Consider the following 22710-nt stretch of genomic DNA (forward strand, 5'->3'; position numbering starts at 1 on the left):
GGGCGGGCCAGCGCCGGCATCAGGGCGCCGGCGGCTTGTCCAGGTAGCGTTGCAGGATGACGGCCGCCGCCATGGCGTCGTCGGCCGCGTGGGTGCCCAGCAACTGCTGCGCCTGCACGCTGGAGCCGCGTTCGTCGACCAGTTCGACGGCGACGCCGAAGCGGCCATGCAGCTGGTTGGCAAAACGGCGGCAGCGCGCGGTGGCGGGCTGTTCGCCGCCGTCGCTGGCGAGCGCCAGGCCGACCACCACGCGGTGCGGCTGCCATTCGCGCAGCAAGGCCTCGATGCGCGCGAAACGCACGTCGCGCACTTCGCTGAAGATGATCTCCAGCGGCCGCGCGTGGCGCGTCAGCGTATTGCCGATGGCCACGCCGATTTTCTTTTCGCCGAAGTCGAAGGCCAGCAGGGTTTCTTCAGGCATGGCCCGCGTCGCCGGCCAGCATCACCGGATCGATGCCCAGCAGCTTGAGCGCGGCCGGATAGCGTTCCTCGGGGGGCACGTCGAAGATGATGTGGTCATCGGCGCCGACCGACAGCCAGGCGTTCTGGCCCATCTCGCTTTCGAGCTGGCCGGCGCCCCAGCCGGCATAGCCCAGCGTGACCAGCATGCGGGCCGGGCCGTTGCCGTCGGCCACGGCCTGCAACACGTCGCGCGAGGTGGTCAGGGCCATTTCGCCCAGCTTGATGCTGGAGCTGTAGTCGCCGGCGGGCGCGTGCAGCACGAAACCGCGGTCGGTCTGTACCGGGCCGCCGAAGAACACCAGGGTGTCCTTGACCGGCCCGATTTCGAGCGCCAGGTCGATGCGTTCGAACAGGGTGCCGAGCGTCAGGTCGGTGGGCCGGTTGATGACCAGGCCCAGGGCGCCGCGCTCGCTGTGTTCGCAAACATAGATGACCGAGCCGGCCAGACTGCCTTCGACCATGCCCGGCATGGCGATCAGGAACTGGTTGGCGAAGTTGGCGGCCTGCGTGCTGGCCTCTTCGTGGTGTTTTTCCGTCATGGCAACCCCTCTGTGGGTAGTCTGATAAGCCGGGGGCCGCCACCATGGCGTGGCCCGTCGGAAGCGCGGAGCGGACATGGCCGCCCCTCGTTGCAAGCCTTGGCGGAATACGTCGGCGCTGCGGGTTCAGATTTCCATCAGTTCGAAGTCCTCTTTGCGGGCACCGCATTCGGGACAGACCCAGTTCGGCGGCACATCTTCCCAGCGCGTGCCGGGCGCAATACCTTCGTCGGGCAGGCCAGCCTCTTCGTCGTAGACCCAGCCGCAAATCAGACACATCCAAGTACGCATAGTTCTCTCTTACATCAATTCCCTGCCGTCGTCCCCGCTACAGGGCAAAGGCGGGAGGCATCCATTAGAATGGGGACAATCTTACCGAAACCCAATAGGGGTTCCCCTGATTCTCCGCAAAATGAGTCCGGGTACCCTTACTCTAGCGCTGTCCACGTGGCCCCCGTTACTCCCCCTCTCGTTTTGGTCTTCGGCCCGCTCGACCCCTCGGGCGCCGACGGCTTGCCCGCGGATGCCGTCACCTGTGCCCGCCTGGGCTGTCATGGCCTGGCGGCCGTCACGGCGCTGACGGTGCAGGATACCGCCGGCATCGAAGAAATCCATCCCGTGTCGCCCGACCTGCTGGACGACCAGGCCCGCTGCCTGCTCGAGGACATGTCGGTGCAGGCGATCAAGGTGGGCGGACTATACACCGCGGAAACGGCAAGCGTGGCCGCGCAGGTGGCCGCCGATTACAGCCAGGTGCCGCTGGTGCTGCACCTGGGCCAGCGCGCCCAGGTGCCGGCCGACGCCGCCGACGAGGACGAGGCCGACGATCTGCTGGCCGCCGTGCTCGAACTGGTGCTGCCGCAGACCGACCTGCTGGTCGTCGAACATCTGCGCCTGGCCCAATGGCACGCCGACGGCGACATCGATATCGGGGACGCACCTTCGCCGATGCATGCGCTGGTCGCGGCCGGCGCCGAATGGGTGCTGGTGCTGGGCAGCCCGCAGCGGCCCGGCCATTACGCCAACGTGCTGCTCGGCCCCAATGGCCAGACCACCACGCTGCCCTGGCAGGCGCCGCCCGACCGCAATGGCGATGCCGGCGGCCTGGCCGCCACCGCCATCACCGCCCAGCTGGCGCGTGGCCTGGAGATGCCCGAGGCGGTGCGCCAGGGCCTGGCCCACGCCGACGCCGCGGTCGCCGCCAGCTTCCTGCCGGGCATGGGCCGGCGCATTCCCAACCGGATCCAACCGCAATGAAAGCCCTGCGTTTTCCCACCGGCCTGTACGGCGTCACCCCCGAATGGGACGACACCGAGCGCCTGATGCGCGCGGTGCGCCAGGCCGCCGAGGGCGGCATGCGCGCGCTGCAACTGCGCCGCAAGGATGTGCCCGACGCCGTGCGCGCCGAACAGGCGCGCGCCCTGGCGCCGCTGTGCCGCGAACTGGGCGTGGTGTTCCTGATCAATGACGACTGGCGCCTGGCGCTCGAGGTCGGCGCCGACGGCGCCCACGTCGGCCGCGACGACGACAGCCTGGCGCGCATCCGCGCCGAAGCCGGCCCCGACCTAATCCTGGGCGGTTCCAGCTACGATGACCTGGCCCGCGCCCGCGAGCTGCTCGACGCCGGGGCCGACTACATCGCCTTCGGCGCCATGTTCCCCTCGCGCGTCAAGCCGGACACCGTGCGCGCGCCGCTGTCGGTGCTGACCGAGGCCCGCGCGCTGGTCGAGGAGCGCGACGCGCCGCGTCCGGCCGTGGTCGCCATCGGCGGCATCACGCCCGACAACGCCGCGCTGGTGGCCGCCGCCGGCGCCGATTCGGTCGCCGTCATCACCGGCCTGTTCGAGGCGCCCGCCATCCGCGCCGCCGCCGCGGCCTGCGCCGCGCCCTACTCCATCAACCGCAACCAGAAGCCCTGACCGCCATGTCCCGTAACGCCCAGCTTTTCGAACGCGCCTGCCGCAGCATCCCCGGCGGCGTCAACTCGCCCGTGCGCGCCTTCCGCTCCGTGGGCGGCACGCCGCGCTTCATCAAGCGCGCGCAGGGTCCTTACGTCTGGGACGCGGAAGACAAGCAGTACATCGACTACGTCGGTTCGTGGGGCCCGGCCATCCTGGGCCACTCCCATCCGGAAGTGGTGCGCGCGGTACAGGAAGCGGCCGTCAACGGCCTGTCGTTCGGCGCCCCCACTGAGGCCGAGATCGAGCTGGCCGAAGTGCTGATCGCGCGCCTGCCGTCGCTGGAACAGGTGCGCCTGGTCAGCTCCGGCACCGAGGCCACCATGACCGCCATCCGCCTGGCGCGCGGCGCCACCGGCCGCAACAAGATCGTCAAGTTCGAGGGCTGCTACCACGGCCATTCCGACAGCTTGCTGGTCAAGGCCGGCTCGGGCCTGCTGACCTTCGGCAACCCCAGCTCGGCCGGCGTGCCGCCCGAGTTCGTCTCGCACACGCTGACCCTGGAATACAACAACCTGGACGCGGTGCGCGCGGCCTTCGCCCAGCACGGCGCCGACATCGCCTGCATCATCGTCGAGCCGATCGCCGGCAATATGAACCTGATCAAGCCGGCCGCCGGCTTTCTGGAAGGGCTGCGCGAGGTCTGCACGCAGCATGGCGCGCTGCTGATCTTCGACGAGGTCATGACCGGTTTCCGCGTCGGCCCGCAGGGGGTGCAGGGCCTGTCGGGCGTCAAGCCCGACCTGACCACGCTGGCCAAGGTGATCGGCGGCGGCATGCCGGTGGGCGCCTTCGGCGGCAGCGCCGAGATCATGAAGCACATCGCGCCGCTGGGCGGCGTCTACCAGGCGGGCACGCTGTCGGGCAATCCGGTGGCCGTGGCCGCCGGCCTGGCCACGCTGCGCCTGATCGCCGCGCCCGGCTTCTACGACAAGCTGACGGCGCAGACCGCCAAGCTGGCCCAGGGCCTGCAGGAGCGCGCCCGCGCCGCCGGCCTGCCGTTCTCGGCCGACTCGGTGGGCGGCATGTTCGGCATCTATTTCAGCGACAAGGTGCCGGCCACCTTCGCCGAGGTCTCGGCCTGCGACACCGCGCGCTTCAACCGCTTTTTCCATGCCATGCTGGACCACGGCGTGCATTTCGCGCCCTCGGCGTTCGAGGCCGGCTTCGTCTCGGCCACCCATGACGACGCCGTGATCCAGGCCACGCTGGATATCGCCGCGAAAGTGTTCGCAACCCTCTGACCGGCACGCCGGGCGCGGCCCGCGCCCGCCCCTTGCTACCCGACGGCCCGCCGGCATCCGCCACGGGCCGTTGTCCTAGGGGGTCTTGTACTGCCGATACAGCGCGGTGACGTCGCGCACGTACTGCTGCGTCTCGGCGTAGGGCGGAACCGCGTCGTACTTACGCACCGCGCCCTCGCCCGCGTTGTATGCCGCCAGCGCCAGGTCCAGCCGGCCGGGATACTGGTCGATCAGGCGGCGCAGCAGGTTCGACCCCGCCTTCACGTTGGTGGCGGGATCGACCAGCGCCCTTTCGATGTCGTCCGACACCAGCAGCGTGGCTGCCGTCGCCGGCATCAGCTGCATCAAGCCCAGCGCCCCCTTGGGCGAGCGCGCATCGCTGCGAAAGCCGGACTCCACCGCGATGACCGCGGTAATCAGCGCCCGGTCCACCCCCGAATCCCTGGCCGCCTGCGCGATCAGTTCGTCGTGCGCGGTGGGCGGCGGCGTCGGCCCCCAGCGCGCGGCGCGCTGGCGCACCCCCAGCAGGCTGGCGCCGTCGCCGGCGCGCGGCTCGCATTCCAGACAGACCTTGACGCGGTTGCCGCGCACGGCGACGCGGGCCTGGGCGCGCTTGTAGTACTTGGCATAGCCGTTGGGCACTTTCATGGCGCGCCAGACGCCGAACGGATCGCGGTAGCGGTAAATCTCGTCGGCGCGGGCGCTGCCCGCCGGCGCCAGGAGCGCCGCGGCGGCCACCAGGGTGACGATGGCCAGGCCGGCCGTGGCCGCGCGCCCGCGGCGCGGCAGGGACGACAGGAAAGAAAGGGATCGGGACATGGCGTCGACGCTCCGGCGGCAGCAAAGGGGAGATGACATCGGACACTTATGCTGAGCCGCCGCGCGCGCTTTGTCGCTCCTGCCGATGGCCTAGAGCTTGTTCATCCCCAGGGCGAATGGCAGCCAGGGCGGGAGGCGCGATCGCGGCCACGCGCCCCGCCGAGGGGGGCAATCGGTCTGAAATAAGGGCCGCATCTAGACCATTTGTGCCCGTTCCAGGACGATTACTGCGCAGTAGCCCCCGCTTCCTGGGTTAACATATGTCGCAATATTTCGTTTAATTACTAAATGAATGAACCCCGGCGAAAAGCCGCCGGGCGGGAGGCGGAGATGGGCGCAGACAACACGCTCCAGCTGGTGCTGGATGCCAATACCAACGTCCTGACGGCGATATACACGCCGCCATCCGTGCCGGACAGCGCCGCCGGCACGCCCGGGGATGCCCCGGCCGGCGATGCCGCGCCGCAGGACGCCGCGGCCCAGGACAGCACCGTCCACGACGGCACGGCCCAGGATGTCGCGTCCCAGGATGCCCCCGACGCCACGCCGCCTGCCGCCCTGCCGAGCTGGGACGCCCTGGCCGCCCTGGCCAGCGCCCAAGGCTGGTCGACCGAGGCGTTGGATAACCACGCCGTCATCGCCTTCATCGAGCTGGCCCGCCAGGCCACCGAAAGGGTACAGGTTCCGGTGGGCAAGCTGGTCGACGGCTCGTTCGACCTGGAAGTGGACGCCACCTGCATGTCGGCCCTGGTCACGCTGCACCCGCCCAAGGGCGGCAAGCCGGTGAGCCTGGCGGCGCTGCGCCAGGCCATCGCCGACCAGGGCATCATCCACGGCGTGCTGGAACAGGAACTGGCCGAGGCCGTCGAACGCGGCGGCCCGCAAACCGTGCTGATCGCGCAGGGCACACCGCCCACGCGCGGCACCCCCACCCGCTTCGAGAGTCTGCTGGATCGCCTCAAGCCGCGCGCCCAGGAATTGGATGACCTGGCGCAGATCGACTACCGCGACCTGGGCAGTCTGCTGCTGGTGACGCCCGGCATGCCGCTGATGCGCCGCATTCCGCCGCTGCCCGGCATCGATGGCCGCAACGTGCTGGGCCAGCCGGTGCTGCCGGAAGAACTGCCGGACACGCCGTTCAACGCCGAAATGTCCGGCGTCGAAATCGACCCCGAGGACCCCAACCTGCTGCGCGCCGCCATCGCCGGCTCGCCCAAGCTGATCCACCAGGGCGCGCAGGTCAATCCGGTGGTCGAGGTGGACGCGGTCGACCTGTCCACCGGCAACATCAACTTCCAGGGCTCGCTGCAGGTGCGCGGCGACATCAGCGCCACCATGGAAGTGCGGGTGACGGGCGACGTGGTCGTCAACGGCACCATGGAAGCCGCGCTGGTCGAGGCCGGCGGCAACGTCACGGTCAAGGGCGGCATCATCGGCATGGCCGAGGCCATGTCGGACGCCAGCGGCGGCGCCAACGCGGCCGCGCGCACCGCCCACATCGTCTGTGGCGGCGAAGTGCGTGCCCGCTTCATCACCAACGCCATCATCAGCGCCGGCCAGAACGTCGAGGTCGAGCGCGAGATCCGCCAGAGCAGCATCGCGGCCGGCGGCAGCGTCAATGTCGGCCCGCCCAGCGCCCAGCAGACCGCGATCACCGGCGGCCAGACCCGCGCGCTGCAATCGGTGCGCGCGGGCACCATCGGGTCACCGGCGGGCGTGCCCACGCTGGTGCAGGCCGGACTGGATCCGCACGCCGACATCAAGCGCTCGGCGCTGACACGCAAACGCCTGAAAATGAACGAGGAAAAGGCCAAGCTGGAGCAGTTGCTGCTGTTCCTGCAGGCCAACCCGGGACGCGCCGCTGGCGACGTGGTCGACCGCGCCCGCAATACCCACACCAAGTTGGGCCGCGACCTGATCGAGCTGGACGAGGAAGAGGCCCAGCTGATCCGCGATCTGCAGCCGCTGCATACCGCCACCATCATCGCCGCGCGGCGCTTCTGTGGCGGCACCCGGATCCAGGTGGGCAACCGCATGCAGGAATTCATGGAGGATCAGGTCGGCGGCAAGGCCGGCCTGGAAGAAGGCGAGATCGTCATCCGCTGACGCGCGCCGGCCTGCCGCCGGTATCTTTGCGCGCGGCGCGCCGCCCCGCCCTCGCCCCGGCCGGCGAGGGGCTCAGGGCGCCAGCTGCTTGAACCAGGCGCGCGGGGAAATCCCGCGATCCGGCCCCAGGATCGAGAAGCCGCCGTCCACCGGGATATCCACGCCCGTCATCCACGAGGCCGCATCCGAGCAAGCGAAACACACCGCCGCCGCGATCTCTTCGCCCGAGCCGACCCGGCCCAGCGGATGGAAGTGCGCGCCCACCGCGTCGGCCGCGGCGCGCGAGCCGCCCGCCAGTTGCTCGACCGAAGGCGACCAGGTCCAGGCCGGCGACACCGCCAGCACGCGCACGCCGGCCGGCGCCAGTTCCACCGCGAAGTTCTTGGTGATCTGCAGCAACGCCGCCTTGGACGCCGGATACAGCGCCCGCCCCGCGGCGCCGAACTTGCCGCCGGTGCTGCCCAGGTTGACCACCACCCCGCCGCGCGGCAGCAGCGGCGCCGCCATCTGCGTGAAAATGGCGGCCGACACCAGGTTGGTGTCGAGCGTGGCGTGCCATTCCTCGCGGCTGGAGGCCAGCCCGCGATCGTTGTACTGGCAGGCGTTGTTCACCAAGATGTCGACCCGGCCGAAGCGCGCCAGCGCCGCGTCCAGACATTGCCGGATCTGCTCGTCGCGGCCGATGTCGGTTTCCTGGAACAGCGCGGCCGCGCCGATTTCGCCGGCCAGCGCCTGTCCGGCCTGGGCGTTGCGCCCCACCAGCACCACATTGGCGCCAGCCGCCGCCAGGCCGCGGGCGATGTCCGCGCCCAGTCCCTGGGTGCCGCCGGTGACGATGGCGGTCTTGCCGGCCAAGCCGGGAAAGCCTGAAAAATCCATGATGGGGTCCTAGATCAATGGGGCGTGGCCGCCCAGCTTACCGCCTGCGCCACCGAGCCGGTCTGCGCGATCAGGCGCATGCTGGCCAGCGAGGCATCGTGTACCGCCGGGTCCGCCGCAGCGCAGGCGTCTTCGGCCACCATGACATGGAAGCCGATATCGGCGGCGTGGCGCACGGTGCCTTCAACTACCGAATGCGTGGCCACGCCGGCCACCACCAGCCGGCGCGCGCCCAGCAGCCGCAGGGTTTCCTCCAGCGGCGTGCCGTAAAAGGCGCTGATCCGGGTGTGTTTGACCACGAACTCGCGCGTACTGCCCGCCAGCGGCTGCAGGCCGTCGTAGAAGGCGCTGCCCCACTGGCCTTCGGCCACCGCGCCGATGCTGGCGACGTTGCGGAAGATCGCGCAGTTGGGCAGCAGGTCGGCATAGTCGGGACGGAATGCGATACGCACATGCACGATCGGCAGGCCATGACCACGCGCGCCGTCGAGCAACGCCGCGGCGCCGCGCAGCACGCGCTGGCGCACCTCGCCGTCGGCGTCCAGCCCGACGCGGATCTTGCCGGCGGGATGCAGCACGTCGTTCTGGTAGTGCAGCGCCAGCACCGCGGTATCGCTCGCGCTCACACAAACACCTCGAACACGTCGTGCGCATCATCGCAGTTGACCAGGTCGACGCGCTTCATGCGGATACGCCAGCTGTCGCCGGCGGCCGCCAGTTTGTGGGTATAGCGGCCGGCCAATTGGCGCGGCTGGCGCTTGCGCCACTCGGTCATCTGGAATGCCGAGTGCACCACCAGGTTGCCGCCGGCATCCACGCCCTCGACCTGCACCCCGCCCACCAGCCGCGCGCTGCGCGTGGGCGGCTGCTGCGACCAATTGCGCGGATGCTGCAGCCGGCGGATGCGCACGTCGCGCAGCATGCGGTCCTCCCAGAACAACGAGATATGGTCGTAAGGGCTGGCCTGGCCCGGCTCGCGCGGCATCCAGTACATGCCGTCGTCGGTCCACAGCGCCTGCCAGTCGTCGTAGCGGCGCTCGTCCAGCAGCCGCGCCTCGCGGTACAGGAACTGGGCGATGCGGTGGTAGGCCTCGGCCGGCACGTCGGCCGGCGCCAGGTTGGCGGTGGATACGTCGAATTCCAGGTCTAGCAGCATGCGCCTTCTCCTTGGCCGTGGACGGGCGCCACGGGACCGGCCTCCATGTAGTTCTTCCAGGCGCGAAACTGGTTGCGCATCGGCAACTCGCTGGTGCCGTTGACCGACACCATGCCGTCGGCGTCGCGGCGGTCGGTGCCGTGATAACGGTGCATGCTGACCCACTCGCCGCCCCGGGTGGCGTTGCCTTCCTGGCAGCGGTTGTAGAGTTCGATATCGTCCGGCATGACGTTGGACGACGGCGAATTGATCACGTTGGCGTACAGCATGGCGCGCTTGAACACGCCCTCGGGCGCGCCCTTGCAGCGGAAGGTCTGGATCTCGATCAGGGTGCGGTCGACGGCGATCGGGCGGATCACGCGGAACTGCTGGAACACCGTATGCGGCGAACCGCTGCCGTAGATAACGGTATTGTGGCGGTTCATGCCCAGGATCTCGCGGGCGCGCTCGGCGCCATAGGCCGCGGTCAGCGACTCGAAGTGGGCGCGCGACACCGGATCGCGTTCGGCCGCGCCCGGGTTGAAGATGCCTTCCATGTAGCCGTGGCCGTTGTCGTAGGCGCGCAGCTCCAGCTTTTCCCAGAACTCGTAGGGTTCGCCGTTGCCGTCCATGATGTGCAGCTCGAACGGCATCTCGCCGATCTCCTTGGCCTCGTCGCGGGCGGCGGCAAAGGATGATTCGTGCGTCACGCGGGCGTGCATGGTGTCGTGCAGATTCTCGTAGAACACCTTCCAGTTCGAGCGCTGCATCACGCGGAAGATGCCGCCGGCCACTTCCACCTCGCCCACCGGCGAGCGGTCGCAGAGGTTGTCGATCGACGAGCGCACGCCGCCCAGGAATTCCGCCAGGCCCTGGCCGTCGCGCGCCTGACTGGCGAAGACGAAGCCACGATAGCTTTCGACGCGCGGCAGGCGGCGCATCGAAAAGGTCGGATCGGTGGGATCGTACGAAGTGCCTTCCAGCCCCTGCTTGAGCGGCACCCCAAGATGGCTCCCATCCAGCTTGAAGGTCCAGGCGTGATAGGGGCAGCGGAAAAACTTGCCGACACAGCCGTCGCCGTCCGCCACCACCTTCGCGCCCTTGTGCGGGCAGCGGTTGTACAGCACGTGCACACGGCCGTCACTGGCGCGCACCATCAGCACGTCCTGGTCGCCCAGACGCGTGGTGTGATAGTCGCCGGTCCTGGGCACCTGACTTTCGTGGCCGACGTAGACCCAGGCGCGGCCGTAGATGCGCTGCATCTCCAGCTCGAAAATCGCCGGATCGGTGTACAGGGCGCGGTGCACACTGTCGCCGCGCACCATCTCGCCCAATTGTTGATCGCTATACGGCATGGCGGTCTCCTACTTGTTCTCGCTGTCTTTCCAGCGCGCCATCAAAGTATTCGAGGGCAGGGTTTCGTCGAGCAGCTTCTGCGCGGTCTCGCGGCCCGCCACCGGCAGGCCCTTGGGATCGAGCACGCCGATCTGCACCAGCACGCTGGCCTGGTCCCAATAGATATGCTCGTGGCAGAGCTTGTCGCCGCGGAACTTGACGATGGCCACCAGCGGGATCTCGACGTACTTGCCGGTGGGCGCGATGCCAGGCAGCAGCCAGTCGATCTCGGTGGTGTGGGTGAAGCAGAACAGCAGCTCGTCGACAATCTGCGTCGCGCCCACAGTGCGCGACAACGGCACCAGCTTCGTGTCCGGCGGATTGCTGTTGACGAAGTGGTGCTGGTAGAAGCGCGACAGCTCGCGATAGCCGACGCCGCCCGTCATGGTGGGGATGTGGTTGACGTAGGGCTCGGCCACCATCGTGGCCATGGTCGCGGCCACGTCGCGGGTGCCGAATTCGTACTCGCAGTGCTTGTCCCACAGATACGAATAATCGAACTGCGGGCCGATCACCCGTTGCAGCGCGGCCATGCTGCGCTGGTGCGCCATCAGCGCCGACGGCTTGTCGTAGTGCTCGCCGCCGGTGCGGGCAAAAGCATGGTCCATGCCCGGATAGACGTACAGCTCGACGTTCGGCTTGCCGCCCAGCGCCTCCAGAATTCGCTGGCGCGCCGGCGGCGGGCAGAAGCCGTCCTGCTCGGCAATGTGCAGCACCAGCCGGCCGCGCAGGTTGGCGGCCTCGTCCAGGCTGTCCTCGATGCCCACGCCGTAATAGCCGATGGCCACGTCGGCATCGGTGCGGCAGGCGGCCAGGTAGGCCAGCTTGCCGCCCAGGCAGTAACCCAGCACGCCGGCGCCGCCTTCCTGCTCGGGCAGCGCCCGCAGCGCCGCCAGGGTCGAGGCGACATCCTTGACGCCCAGATCGACATCGAAACGCTGGTACAGCTCGAAGGCCCGCGGCATGTCGGCTGGTCCGTCGGTCAGCTGGATGCCGGGTTGCTGGCGCCAGAACAGGTCCGGCGCCAGCACCACATAGCCTTCCTCGGCCAACGCCTGCGCGGCGCGGCGCATGAAATCGTTGATGCCGAAGATCTCCTGGCACAGCACCAGCCCCGGCCCGTGGCCCGAGGCGGGCACGGCCAGGTAGGCGCCAAAGGACTTGCCGTCGTGCGAGGCGACGGTCACCTCGCGCGTCGTGATGGTTGCGGTCATGCGTCTCTCCTTGATGCTTGCGTCGCCCGGCCTACTTCATCTGGCAGGCGGCGGCGAACGGATCGTGATATTGCGTCAGCAGCGTGCCCGACAGCTTGTTGGCCAGCTTGCCGTCCGCGCCCTTGACGATGGTGCGCAGGTAGTAGTTCTGGATCGGATACTGGTTGCGATTGAACTTGAAATCGCCGCGCACCGACTTGAAATCGGCGCGGCGCAGCGCCGGCCGCAACGCGTCGGCGCCCAGCTTGCCGCCGGTCTGCCGGACCGCGCTGTCCAGCAGCATGGCCGCGTCGTAACCCTGCGAGGCATAGAGCGTGGGGGTGCGGTTGTAGGCCTTCTTGAAATCCTCGACGAACTTGCGGTTGGCGGCGTTGTCCAGGTCGGCGGCCCACTGCGAAGAATTGTGCAGGCCCTCGATCGGCGCGCCCACCGCGGCGATGGTGTCCTCGTCGCCCGAAAAGCCCGGCGCCAGCAGCGCGATGTCCTTGCCCAGGCCGGCGCCGTTGAACTGCTTGATGAAATTCACGCCCATGCCGCCCGGCAGGAAGAAGAACACGGCGTCCGGCTTGCTGGCGCGCAGGCGCGTGATCTCCACGCCATAATCGAGTTGGCCCAACTGGGTGTAGATCTCCTCGGACAGCCCGCCCTTGTACAGGCGCTTGAAGCCATTGAGCGACTCGCGCCCGCCCGGATAGTCCGGCGCGATCAGCGCCACCCGCTTGAAGCCCTGGTCGGCGGCGTACTTGCCCATGGCCGCCGGGATGTCCTCGTTTTGCCAGGCCACCGCGAAGAAATTCGGGTTGCAGCCGGCGCCCGCATAGTTCTCGGGTCCGGTATTGGTGCTGAGATAGATCGTGCCCGACTGCAGGATGGCCGGCATCACCGGCAGCAGCACATTGGAGAACACGATGCCGGTCATGACATCGACCTTGTCGCGCTTGAGCAGCCGCTCGACCGCCTGACGCCCGGCGTCGGCCTTCTGCTGGTCATCGGCCACCACCACCTCGGCCGGCAGCCCGCCCAGCTTGCCGCCGGTATGTTGCAGCGCGAGATTGAAGCCGTCGCGGATCTCATTGCCCAGCGCCGCGCCCGGCCCGGACAGCGTGGTCAGCAGGCCCACCTTGATCCTGTCCGCCGCCGCCGCGCCCGTCGCCACCGCCATACAGGCCGCCGCCACCAACGCCCCCAGCGCACCGCGGCGCCACCGTTTTCCGTTCATGAGACATTCCCCAGATAGCCGCCGGCGCCGCCGGCGCAATGCTGACAGAATCCGTCTGCCGTCGGTACACCCTGCCACCGATGAAAACTGCCAGCTTACGCGCCACGGCGCCGCCTTCCAACAACCCCCAGCTTAGGGCCGGCGCGCGCCCCGCTCTATCCGATTCGGCCCACGCCTATCCGGGATTCACTTAATTCCAAAGGCTTGACGATTGCATTACGCTCGACGGCGATACGGGAGCGTTCCCGTCCCGGAGGCATCCATGCACGGCTGGTCCCGCATCGAGCTGGCGCCATTGCTCAAACAACGCGTCTTCAGTTCCACCCAGCCCGCCGAAACCCGCGAGCGCGTCTCCGAGGCGCTCAAGGACCATCGCCTGACCTGGAAAGGCGGCCGCGTCGACGCCGAACTGAACCGCGCCCGCTTCGGCGCCCTGAGCGTCTGTACGCTGCGCTACGGTGCCGAAGTCCACATCGAACCCGACCGGCTGCAGGACTTCATGCTGGTGCAGGTGCCGCTGCGCGGCCGCGCCCGCATCGAATGCGGCGCCGACTGCGTCGATGCCCATCCCGACTGCGCCGCCGTCATCGCCCCCAACCGCGCCCTGAAGCTGCACTGGGAAGCCGGCTGCGAACAACTGCTGCTGAAGATCCCGCGCGGCAAACTCGAAGCCATCGGTCACCGCGTCTTCGGCGACGCCGCCGCCCGCCCCCTGGACTTCAGCCCCGCCCTGCGCCTGGACACCCCCGTGGGCGCCGCCTGGCGCAGCATGATGACCAGCCTGATCCACCTGCTGCCCACCCTGGACGACGGCGCCCCAAGGCCCCCGGCCGCCTGGCTCGAACACCTGGAAGACACACTGGTCCTGCACCTGCTCTACAACCAGCCCAACACCTGGCAACGCCACGCCGGCCTGGCCCCCGCCCTGCCGCGCCGCATCGCCCAGGCCGAAGCCTACATGCGCGCCCACCTGGCCGCCCCGCTGACCCTCACCGACATCGCCCGCGGCGCCGGCGCCAGCCCCAGCGCGCTCACGCGCCTGTTCCAACAGCACCGCGAGACCACCCCCATGCAGGCGCTGCGCGTCCTGCGGCTGGATGCCGCCCGCGAAAAGCTGCAACAAGGCGCCTGCGAAAGCGTGACCGAGGTGGCCGTCTCCGTCGGCATCAGCCACCTGGGCAGATTCTCCGAGTACTACCGCGACCGCTTCGGCGAACTCCCCCGCGAAACTTTCCAAGCCGGCAAATAGCCAGCCACCTGGCGCCATGCGCCAAACCCGCAGCCACGGGCACATAACTACTAACGTAGTTAAATCAACACATACGTGATAACGCGACCCCCGCAAGCGCGCAGCGTCATCCGCCCCCCGCAAGACACCACGTAAGCGTCAAAAGGCCGCCCGCGCGGCCGCCTTGAAGCGGGCCCCGCAAGCCGCTCTGAACAAGAATTACCGCCGCCAAGAACGCCAAGAAACGCGCCCTCCCCGGCATCCGCCATTAATTCTCATCGTGAGCGGGTGACGGGGCAGGCGGGGGATGGCGGGGCGTGTAGATGCGCCCGAGGGAATCCGTAGGGAGCCGAAGGCGGACGAGGATGACAACGGGGCAGTCCGGAGCGAAGGCTCCGGACTGCAATCGTAGCCTCGCCATCCCCCGCCTGCCCCGTCACCCGCGGCTCAAGAACCCAACCCGGCGCGCATCACACGCCAGGCAGGCCCCACATTCAAGCCGGCACAACAGCCGTCACTTCAATCTCCACCTTGGCCCGATCCTCAACCAGATCCGCCACCTCCACCGCCGTCATCGCCGGAAAATGCCGCCCGATCAATTCACGATAGTGCTTGCCGATCTCCGGATACGCCGCCACATAGGCATCCTTGTCCGTCACATACCACGTCATCCGCACGATATGCTCAGGCCTGGCTCCGCCTTCGGCAAGAATCGCCACGATATTCGCCAACGTCTGCCGAACCTGATCGGCCAGGTCATCCGACTCGAACTGTTGCTGCCCGTTCCAGCCCACCTGCCCGCCCACGAACACCAGCTTGCTCCCCACCGTCATCTCGGTCAGGATCCCATTCGAATAGCCCCTCGGCGCCATCCAATCCGGCGGTTGCAGAATCTTCATAACGTCTCATCCTATTATCAAAAAACAAACACCAGGGTGACCACCACCGCACTCACTCGGCGGCGACCAGATAATCCTGCATGCGCTCGCGCAGATCCGCCGGCAACGGCATCGACTTCATCGTGCGCAGATCCACCGTCACGATCGTCAGCGTCGCCGACAACCGCAACTGCCCGTCCGGCCCCTCGAACCGCACCAGCGCCTTGAACGACGCGCCGCCGATGCGCTGCACCTGCAGCGTCTGGCGCAGCCTCTCATGCCAGCGGCTCGGCGCACTGAAATCGCACGTCACCGACGCCATCGGCGTGCCGATGTGGCGCTCCACATGCAGCGCGTGGAATGGCAACCCCATGCCCTTGTCGAACCATTCCTCGACAAAGTCATTGATCATCTCGAAGTAGCGAGGATAGAAAACGATGCCCGCCGGATCGCAATGACGGAAGCGGACTTCGACCTGGCTGATGAAAGGTGCTGCCATGGAATTTCCTTGATGCAAAAAATCACGCCATCTTGCGCAACGCGAAACGCTGCAGCTTGCCCGTCTCGGTGCGCGGCAGCGCCGATACGAACTCGATGGCGCGGGGATACTTGTAAGGTGCGATGCTGGCCTTGACGAACTGCTGCAACGCCGCCACCAGCGCCTCGCTGGGCGCAAAACCCGGCTTGAGCACCACGAAGGCCTTGACCAGCTGGCCGCGCTCCTCGTCGGGCGCGCCGACCACGCCGCATTCGGCCACCGCCTCGTGGCGCAGCAGCGCGTCCTCGACCTCAGGGCCGGCGATGTTGTAGCCGGCCGAGACGATCATGTCGTCGTTGCGCGCCTGGTAGAACAGATAGCCGTCGTCGTCCTGCACGAAGGTGTCGCCCGGCAGGTTCCAGCCCTTCTGCACGAAGCGCCGCTGGCGCTCGTCGGCCAGGTAGCGGCAGCCGGTCGGCCCCTTGATCGCCAGGCGGCCCACCGTGCCATTGGGCACCGGGTTCATCTCGTCGTCCACGATCTGGGCGATATAACCCGGCACGACCCGGCCGATGGCGCCGCGGCGCACCGACTCGGGCGGGCTCGACACGAACACGTGGATCATCTCCGTGCCGCCAATGCCGTCGATCATCTCGATGCCGCTGGCCTGCTTCCACAACTGCCGGGTCGCATCGGGCAGCGCCTCGCCGGCCGACACGCTCTTCTTGAGCGAGGACAGGTCGAACTTGCCCACCAGCGCCGCCATCTGGCGGTAGAACGTGGGCGCGGTGAAGACAATGGTGGCGCGGAAATCCTGGATCAGCTGCAACAGGCTCTCCGGCGTCAGGCGCTCGGCCAGCACCGTGCTGGCGCCGACCCGCAGCGGGAAGCACAGCAGCCCGCCCAGCCCGAAAGTGAACGCCAGCGGCGGCGTGCCGCAAAAGATATCGTCCGGCCCCGGCTTGATGACATGCTTGGGAAACAGATCGCACATCGCCAGCACGTCGCGATGGAAGTGCATGCAGCCCTTGGGCGCGCCCGTGGTGCCGCTGGTGAACGCGATCAGGCAGACGTCGTCGGCGGCGGTATCGCAGGCGGCGAAGTCGTCCGGCTTGGCGGCGGCCAGCGTGTCCAGCGCATCGGGCGCCGTATCGTTGAAATACACAATCTGCGCCAGGCCCGGACAATGCTGCTCATGATCCGGCTGGGCGCAGAACTGCGCCTCGTCCTTCAGGCGGACATCGCACAGCACCGCCTGGATCTGCGCCTTGTCGATGATCTGCTTGAGCTCCTTGGCGCGCAGCAGCGGCATGGTTGGCACCGTCACCAGGCCGGCCTTGATGGCGGCCAGCCACGAAGCGGCCATCATCGGGTTGTTGGGGCCGCGCAGCAGCAGCCGGTTGCCCGGCACCAGCTTCATGTCCTCGACCAGCACGCGGGCGATGCGGTTGGTCAGCGCGGCCAGCTCGCGGTAGGTCATGCTGGCCGACTTGCCATCCTGCGCCCAGCGCAACGCGATGCGCTCGCCATGGCCGCGCCCGACCATGGCGTCCACCAGTTCGACGGCGCAATTGAAACGTTTTGGGTAGGCCACGTCCGGGCCGTCCAGCAGGAATTCTGGCCATTGTTCGCCCGGGGGCAGATTGTCCCGGGTGAAGGTGTCGATGTGGGCGGATACTTCCATGCAATTCCCCTTGCTGCTGCGATGTGGTTGACAGTGCCGAAAGCGCAAGCTCGATGGCTCGCTCAGGCTTTCAGCAACTCGCGGGCGATGATCAACTTCTGCACTTCCGTGGCGCCTTCGTAGATACGCAGCGCTCTGATTTCCCTGTAAAGCTTCTCCACCGGCATCCCCGAGACCACGCCGGCGCCGCCGAACATCTGCAGCGCGCGGTCGATCACGCTCTGCGCCGATTCGGTGGCCGTCATCTTGGCCATGGCCGCCTCGCGCGTGGTGCGTTGTTTCTGCACGTCGCGCATCCACGCGGCGCGGTAGGTCAGCAGCGCCGAGGCGTCGATGGCCGTGGCCATGTCGCCGAGCGCGGCCTGCGTCAGTTGCAGATCGGCCAGCGTCTGGCCGAACATGCGGCGCGACTTGGCGCGCGCCAGCCCTTCGTCCAGCGCGCGGCGGGCAAAGCCCAGCGCGGCGGCCGCCACCGAGGCGCGGAAGATGTCCAGCGTCATCATGGCCAGCTTGAAACCCTGTCCCGCCTCGCCCAGCCGCTGCGCCACCGGGATGCGGCAGTTGTCGAAGGTGATGGTGGCCAGCGGATGCGGCGCGATCAGTTCGATGCGCTCCGAGACCTCGAACCCCGGCGTGTCGGCATCCACCACGAAGGCGCTGATACCGCGCGCGCCCGGCGCCTCGCCGGTGCGCGCGAACACGCAATAGAAGTCGGCGATGCCGCCGTTGGAAATCCAGGTCTTGGCGCCGTTGAGCACGTAGTGGTCGCCGTCCCGCCGCGCCTCGCAGGCCAGCGCGGCCACGTCCGAGCCGGCATCCGGTTCCGACAGCGCGAAGGCCGCGATGGCCTCGCCGGCCGCCACCCGCGGCAGGTAGCGTTGGCGCAGCGCGTCCGACCCCATCAGCGAGATCGCGCCGCTGCCCAGGCCCTGCATGGCGAAGGCGAAATCCGCCAGGCCCTCGTGGCGCGCGAAAGTCTCGCGCAGGACGCAGACCGAGCGCGAGTCGACTTCGGGCAGCGCCCCGCCCCAGGCGCCGCCGGGACCGCCGGCGACCGCGTAGCGCAGCCAGCCGGCCTGGCCCATGGCCTTGACCAGCTTGCGGCAGGCGGCGTCGGCATCGTGGTGATCGACGTCCCCCAGGGCGCCTTCGCACCAACTGTCCACCTCGTGCGCCAGCTTGCGGTGGGCGTCGTCGAAAAAGGGCCAGTCCAGCCAGCTTGCGTCGCGCATCATCAGTTCCCCTCGAAGACGGGTTTTTGTTTGGCGACGAACGCCTCGTAGGCGCGGTGGAAGTCGCGCGTCTGCATGCAGATGGCCTGCGCCTCGGCTTCGGCTTCGATGGCCTCATCCACGCCCATGTTCCATTCCTGGTGCAGCAGCTTCTTGGTCACGCCGTGGGCGAAGGTCGGGCCCGCGGCCAGCTGCGCGGCCAGCTTGGCCGCCGCGTCCATCAGCGCATCCGATGCGTGCAGGGCGTTGAAAAAGCCCCAGCTGGCGCCTTCCTCGGCGGTCATGGCGCGGCCGGTGTACAGCAGCTCGGAGGCGCGCCCCTGGCCGATCATGCGCGGCAGCAGCGTGCACGCGCCCATGTCGGCGCCCGCCAGGCCCACCCGCGTGAACAGGAAGGCGGTACGCGCGGCCGGCGTGCCCAGGCGCATGTCGGCGGCCAGCGCCACCATCGCGCCGGCGCCGGCGCAAACGCCGTCCACGGCCGCCACGATGGGCTGCGGGCAGGCGCGCATGGCCTTGACCAGGTCGCCCGTCATGCGGGTGAAGTCCAGCAGCTCGGGCATGCTCATCTTCGTCAGCGGGCCGATGATTTCATGCACGTCGCCGCCCGAGCAGAAGTTGCCGCCGGCGCCGGCCACCACCACCACCTTGATGTCGGTCGCGTACACCAGCGCGCGGAACAGGTCGCGCAGTTCGGCGTAGGAATCGAAGGTCAGCGGGTTCTTGCGCTCGGGGCGGTTGAGCGTGATGGTGGCGACCTTGCCGTCGGCCGACACCTGCCACAGGAACGTCCGCGCCTGGTAGCCGGCCAGCGGGCGCTTGTGGTGCTTCATGGTGTGCTCTTCGGGCTGCGTGCTCATGCTGTCTCCGTGGTGGAATCGTGGGATGGAGTGGGGACGTGCCGGCTCAGCCGGTCATCACTTCGCCGCCGTCGACGGCGATGGCCTGGCCATTGATGGACGACGAGGCCGGCAGCGCCAGCCAGGCGACCGTTTCGGCCACTTCTTCGGGCTGCACCAGGCGGCCCTGCGGATTGCGCTCGGCCAGCTTGGCGCGGGCGGCTTGCGGCGTCATGCCGGTCTTCTCGACGATATTGGTGACCGCGCCGCGCACGATGTCGGTCTCGGTATAGCCCGGGCAGACGGCGTTGATGGTGACGCCCTTCTGCGCCGTTTCCAGCGCCAGCGAGCGGGTCAGGCCGATCACGCCGTGCTTGGCCGCGCAGTAGGCGCTGACGTAGGCGTAGCCGATCAGGCCGGCGGTGCTGGCCACGTTGATGACGCGGCCCCACCGGGCCGCCAGCATGCCAGGCAAGGCCGCCTGGATGCAGTGGAAGGTGCCGGTCAGGTTGACCGCCAGCATCGACTGCCACAGCGCGGCGTCGGTGCGGTCGAAGCGCTGGCTGACCGCCTGGCCGGCGTTGTTCACCAGCACCAGCACCGGGCCGAGCTCGGCCTCGGCCTGGGCGAAGGCCTGGCGCACCGAAGCCTCATCGGCGATGTCGGCGCTGACCGCCTGCACCTGGCCCAGGCTGGCCAGGCTGTCGACCGCCGCGTCCAGCGCGCCGCCGTCGCGGCCCAGCAGCGTGACGCGGGCGCCGCGCGCCAGCAGCGCGCGGGCGCTGGCCAGGCCGATGCCGCGGGCGCCGCCCGTCACCAGCGCGTGGCGCCCCGCCAGGGGAAGGGAGGAAGCGCTCATTTGATATCCAGTTGCGCCATGGCGGCGGCGCGCTCGAAATTGGTTTCCAGCTGGCGCTTGCCGGCGAAGTACTGGCTCGGCCAGGCCACATCGCGATAGCCCACGCGGGCCGCTTCGCGCAGCGTCCAGGAGGCATCCGCCAGATGGGGACGGGCCAGCGCGCACAGGTCGGCGCGGCCCGAGGCGATGATGGCGTTGGCGTGGTCGGCCTCGAAGATCGCCCCCACCGCGATGGTGGGGATGCCGGCCTCGTTGCGCACGCGGTCGGCGAACGGGGTCTGGAACATGCGGCCGTAGACCGGCTTTTCTTCCTTGCTGACCTGGCCCGACGAGCAGTCGATCATGTCGGCCCCGGCGGCCTTGAAGTGGCGCGCGATCTCGACGGCATCATCGGCGGTGATGCCGCCCTCGACCCAGTCGCTGGCCGAGATCCGCACCGACATCGGCTTGTCCTCGGGCCAGACGGCGCGCACCGCGCGGAACACTTCCAGCGGGAAGCGCAAGCGGTTCTCCAGGCTGCCGCCGTATTCGTCGTCGCGGTGGTTGGTCAGCGGCGAGATGAAACTGGACAGCAGATAGCCGTGGGCGCAGTGCAGTTCGAGCCAATCGAAACCGGCGGCCTGGGCGCGGCGCGCGGCGGCCACGAAGTTGTCGCGCACGTCGTCCATGTCGGCGCGCGTCATGGCGCGCGGCGTCTGTGACACGCCCTCGATGTACGGCAGCGCCGAGGCCGACAGCAGCGGCCAGTTGCCTTCGGCCAGCGGGTGATCGATCTTCTGCCAGCCCAATTGGGTCGAACCCTTGCGGCCGGCGTGGCCCAGCTGCACGCCGATGCGGGCGTCGCTGTTGCCATGCACGAAACCGACGATGCGGGCAAAGGCCTGTTGCTGCGCGTCATTCCACAGGCCCGGGCACCCCGGGGTGATGCGGCCATCGGGCGAAACGCAGGTCATTTCCACCATCACCAGCCCGGCGCCGCCCATGGCGCGCGCGCCCAGGTGGACCAGGTGGAAATCGCCCGGCACGCCGTCGGTGCAGGAATACATGGCCATCGGCGACACCATGATGCGGTTCTTCAGCGTCACGCCGCGCGCCCGGTACGGCGTCAGCATCGGCAGCGCGGGCCGCTGGCCGGCCGGCGCCGGCGCGCCAGCATGCTCGGCGATCCAGCGCTCGAAGCCTTCCAGCCAGGCCGGATCGCGCAGCCGCAGGTTTTCGTGCGAGATGCGCTGCGAGCGGGTCAGCAGCGAATAGGCGAACTGCTCGGGTTCGAGTTCGGCGTAGCGCGCCACGTTCTCGAACCACTCGGTGGAGTTGCGGGCGGCGTTCTGGATCTTCAGTACCTCGACGCTGCGCACTTCCTCGTAGTGCTTCAGGCCGCGTTCGACGCTGCCTTCGGCGCCGCTCAGGCAGCGCGCCAGCTCGATCGCGTCTTCCAGCGCCAGCTTGGTGCCCGAGCCGATGGAGAAGTGCGCGGTGTGCGCCGCGTCGCCCATCAGCACCACCGGCACGGCGCGCTTACCGCGCGGCGTGTCCAGCGAGTTCCAGTGCACCCAGGTGTTGCAGATGACGCGCGGGAAGCGGATCCAGATGGCCGAGCCACGCAGGTGCGAGGCATTGCTGACCAGCGGGTTGCCGTCGAGCCACGGCGCGAACAGCTTCTCGCAATAGGCGATGCCGTCTTCCTGGCTCATCTGCTCGATGCCGGCGGCCTGCCAGGTCTCTTCGGGCGTCTCGACGATGAAGGTCGACATGCCGTCTTCGTAGCGGTAGGCATGCGCCTGGAACCAGCCGTGCTCGGTCTGCACGAAGGCGAAGGTAAAGGCGTCGAAGGTCTTCTTGGTGCCGAGCCAGACGAAGCGGCAGCGGCGCTGGTCGATATCGGGATGGAAGGTGTCGGCGTAGCGGATGCGGATCTGGCTGTTGATGCCGTCCGAGGCAATGACCAGATCGGCGTCGTATTCGCGGGCGATGGCCTGGTCGTCCTGCACGAAGTTCTCGAACACCAGCTTGACGCCGACATCTTCGCAGCGCGCCTGCAGGATGTTGAGCAGCTTCTTGCGGCCGATGCCGATGAAGCCGTGGCCGCCGCTGCGGAGGCTGCGGCCCTTGAAGTGGATGTCGATGTCGTCCCAGTGGTTGAAGGCATCGCCGATGGTCTGGGCGGAAACCGGATCGGCTTCGCGCAGATTCTGCATGGTGGCATCCGAAAACACCACGCCCCAGCCGAAGGTGTCATAGGGTCGGTTGCGCTCGATCACGGTGACTTCGTTGGCCGGGTCCTGCAACTTCATGAGCAGACCGAAATACAGGCCGGCGGGGCCACCACCAATGCATACGATTTTCATTGCCGTAACGCTCCAAGAAGTGCGGCCCGGAAGCTTGGGGCGGGTCGCTGCTATTTTTAGGCCTTGATAGTTTAGGCTTGAAATATATACCTGGAATGAGAGGATCGCAAATGGGGGAAACGTGGAGGGGCTGGGATTCTGGGGACGGGCTTGGGGTTCGCCCGTGGGGTGCAGGGAGGGGAGGTGCCGGTGGG

Annotated in this window: 22 protein-coding genes; 5 read left to right on the top strand and 17 right to left on the bottom strand. The window is 68.3% G+C overall.

What is annotated here, in order from left to right:
• Nucleotides 1-19: 19 nt before the first annotated feature.
• From ruvX to K2W61_RS05365, 3 genes are all read right to left on the bottom strand, one after another.
• Nucleotides 20-421, bottom strand: a complete 402-nt coding sequence (gene ruvX, locus K2W61_RS05355) for a Holliday junction resolvase RuvX (RefSeq protein ID WP_175140138.1) — start codon at nucleotides 419-421, stop codon at nucleotides 20-22.
• Nucleotides 414-1001, bottom strand: a complete 588-nt coding sequence (locus tag K2W61_RS05360; RefSeq protein ID WP_175135437.1) for a YqgE/AlgH family protein — start codon at nucleotides 999-1001, stop codon at nucleotides 414-416. Before K2W61_RS05360 ends, ruvX begins: the two co-directional genes overlap by 8 nt.
• 126 nt (nucleotides 1002-1127) lie before the next feature.
• A complete protein-coding gene (locus tag K2W61_RS05365) occupies nucleotides 1128-1292 on the bottom strand; it encodes a rubredoxin (RefSeq protein WP_003814980.1) in 165 nt (54 codons plus the stop codon).
• A gap of 156 nt (nucleotides 1293-1448) precedes the next feature.
• Between K2W61_RS05365 and K2W61_RS05370 the strand changes: the two genes are divergently transcribed.
• From K2W61_RS05370 to hemL, 3 genes are read left to right on the top strand one after another with little or no spacing between them, the layout of a single operon-like run.
• Nucleotides 1449-2258: a hydroxymethylpyrimidine/phosphomethylpyrimidine kinase gene (locus tag K2W61_RS05370; RefSeq protein WP_175135436.1), complete on the top strand. Its 810-nt coding sequence runs from the start codon at nucleotides 1449-1451 to the stop codon at nucleotides 2256-2258.
• Nucleotides 2255-2920: a thiamine phosphate synthase gene (gene thiE / locus K2W61_RS05375; protein ID WP_175140140.1), complete on the top strand. Its 666-nt coding sequence runs from the start codon at nucleotides 2255-2257 to the stop codon at nucleotides 2918-2920. The genes K2W61_RS05370 and thiE overlap by 4 nt, the downstream gene beginning before the upstream one ends.
• Before the next feature lie 5 nt (nucleotides 2921-2925).
• Nucleotides 2926-4203 carry a glutamate-1-semialdehyde 2,1-aminomutase gene (hemL, locus tag K2W61_RS05380; RefSeq protein WP_175135434.1) on the top strand — a complete coding sequence of 426 codons (1278 nt, stop codon included), beginning with the start codon at nucleotides 2926-2928 and terminating at the stop codon, nucleotides 4201-4203.
• A gap of 75 nt (nucleotides 4204-4278) precedes the next feature.
• Here the strand turns inward: hemL and K2W61_RS05385 are convergent, their stop codons facing one another.
• Nucleotides 4279-5022, bottom strand: coding sequence for a lytic transglycosylase domain-containing protein (locus tag K2W61_RS05385; protein ID WP_175140141.1), 744 nt, complete (start codon nucleotides 5020-5022; stop codon nucleotides 4279-4281).
• A gap of 330 nt (nucleotides 5023-5352) precedes the next feature.
• Between K2W61_RS05385 and K2W61_RS05390 the strand changes: the two genes are divergently transcribed.
• A complete protein-coding gene (locus tag K2W61_RS05390; RefSeq protein WP_236755153.1) occupies nucleotides 5353-7128 on the top strand; it encodes a DUF342 domain-containing protein in 1776 nt (591 codons plus the stop codon).
• A gap of 72 nt (nucleotides 7129-7200) precedes the next feature.
• On the opposite strand, the gene K2W61_RS05395 is transcribed toward K2W61_RS05390, so the two are convergent.
• From K2W61_RS05395 to K2W61_RS05420, 6 genes are read right to left on the bottom strand one after another with little or no spacing between them, the layout of a single operon-like run.
• A complete protein-coding gene (locus K2W61_RS05395) occupies nucleotides 7201-8007 on the bottom strand; it encodes an SDR family oxidoreductase (RefSeq protein ID WP_175135431.1) in 807 nt (268 codons plus the stop codon).
• A 14-nt stretch (nucleotides 8008-8021) separates the two neighbouring features.
• Nucleotides 8022-8633: a cysteine hydrolase family protein gene (locus tag K2W61_RS05400; protein ID WP_175135430.1), complete on the bottom strand. Its 612-nt coding sequence runs from the start codon at nucleotides 8631-8633 to the stop codon at nucleotides 8022-8024.
• On the bottom strand, nucleotides 8630-9163 hold the full coding sequence (locus tag K2W61_RS05405; protein ID WP_236755154.1) for an aromatic-ring-hydroxylating dioxygenase subunit beta: 534 nt from the start codon (nucleotides 9161-9163) through the stop codon (nucleotides 8630-8632). The genes K2W61_RS05400 and K2W61_RS05405 overlap by 4 nt, the downstream gene beginning before the upstream one ends.
• Nucleotides 9154-10497, bottom strand: a complete 1344-nt coding sequence (locus K2W61_RS05410) for an aromatic ring-hydroxylating dioxygenase subunit alpha (RefSeq protein ID WP_175140143.1) — start codon at nucleotides 10495-10497, stop codon at nucleotides 9154-9156. Before K2W61_RS05410 ends, K2W61_RS05405 begins: the two co-directional genes overlap by 10 nt.
• Nucleotides 10498-10506: 9 nt before the next feature.
• A complete protein-coding gene (locus K2W61_RS05415; RefSeq protein WP_236755155.1) occupies nucleotides 10507-11751 on the bottom strand; it encodes a dienelactone hydrolase family protein in 1245 nt (414 codons plus the stop codon).
• Between the two features lie 31 nt (nucleotides 11752-11782).
• Entirely contained in the window at nucleotides 11783-12970 is a 1188-nt protein-coding gene (locus K2W61_RS05420; RefSeq protein ID WP_236755156.1) for an ABC transporter substrate-binding protein, read from the bottom strand.
• Between the two features lie 262 nt (nucleotides 12971-13232).
• Here K2W61_RS05420 and K2W61_RS05425 point away from each other — a divergent pair, with 262 nt between their 5' ends.
• The gene (locus tag K2W61_RS05425; protein ID WP_236755157.1) at nucleotides 13233-14219 is read left to right on the top strand and encodes an AraC family transcriptional regulator; all 987 of its coding nucleotides are present in this window, start codon (nucleotides 13233-13235) and stop codon (nucleotides 14217-14219) included.
• 473 nt (nucleotides 14220-14692) lie between these two features.
• On the opposite strand, the gene K2W61_RS05430 is transcribed toward K2W61_RS05425, so the two are convergent.
• From K2W61_RS05430 to K2W61_RS05460, 7 genes are all read right to left on the bottom strand, one after another.
• Complete coding sequence (locus K2W61_RS05430) at nucleotides 14693-15097, bottom strand: RidA family protein (protein ID WP_006388562.1); 405 nt, start codon at nucleotides 15095-15097, stop codon at nucleotides 14693-14695.
• A 52-nt stretch (nucleotides 15098-15149) separates the two neighbouring features.
• A complete protein-coding gene (locus K2W61_RS05435; RefSeq protein ID WP_175135424.1) occupies nucleotides 15150-15575 on the bottom strand; it encodes an acyl-CoA thioesterase in 426 nt (141 codons plus the stop codon).
• 22 nt (nucleotides 15576-15597) lie between these two features.
• The gene (locus K2W61_RS05440; protein WP_236755158.1) at nucleotides 15598-17238 is read right to left on the bottom strand and encodes an AMP-binding protein; all 1641 of its coding nucleotides are present in this window, start codon (nucleotides 17236-17238) and stop codon (nucleotides 15598-15600) included.
• A 62-nt stretch (nucleotides 17239-17300) separates the two neighbouring features.
• Nucleotides 17301-18470 (bottom strand): acyl-CoA dehydrogenase family protein, encoded by a 1170-nt coding sequence (locus K2W61_RS05445; RefSeq protein ID WP_236756950.1) that lies wholly within the window; start codon nucleotides 18468-18470, stop codon nucleotides 17301-17303.
• A 2-nt stretch (nucleotides 18471-18472) separates the two neighbouring features.
• A complete protein-coding gene (locus K2W61_RS05450) occupies nucleotides 18473-19330 on the bottom strand; it encodes an enoyl-CoA hydratase family protein (protein ID WP_175140147.1) in 858 nt (285 codons plus the stop codon).
• A gap of 46 nt (nucleotides 19331-19376) precedes the next feature.
• Nucleotides 19377-20168 carry an SDR family NAD(P)-dependent oxidoreductase gene (locus tag K2W61_RS05455; RefSeq protein WP_236755159.1) on the bottom strand — a complete coding sequence of 264 codons (792 nt, stop codon included), beginning with the start codon at nucleotides 20166-20168 and terminating at the stop codon, nucleotides 19377-19379.
• Nucleotides 20165-22516, bottom strand: a complete 2352-nt coding sequence (locus K2W61_RS05460) for a bifunctional salicylyl-CoA 5-hydroxylase/oxidoreductase (protein WP_236755160.1) — start codon at nucleotides 22514-22516, stop codon at nucleotides 20165-20167. The genes K2W61_RS05455 and K2W61_RS05460 overlap by 4 nt, the downstream gene beginning before the upstream one ends.
• Nucleotides 22517-22710 lie beyond the last annotated feature (194 nt).

Source organism: Achromobacter pulmonis, assembly GCF_021733725.1.
In the GTDB taxonomy this organism is placed as follows: Bacteria; Pseudomonadota; Gammaproteobacteria; order Burkholderiales; family Burkholderiaceae_B; genus Achromobacter; species Achromobacter pulmonis.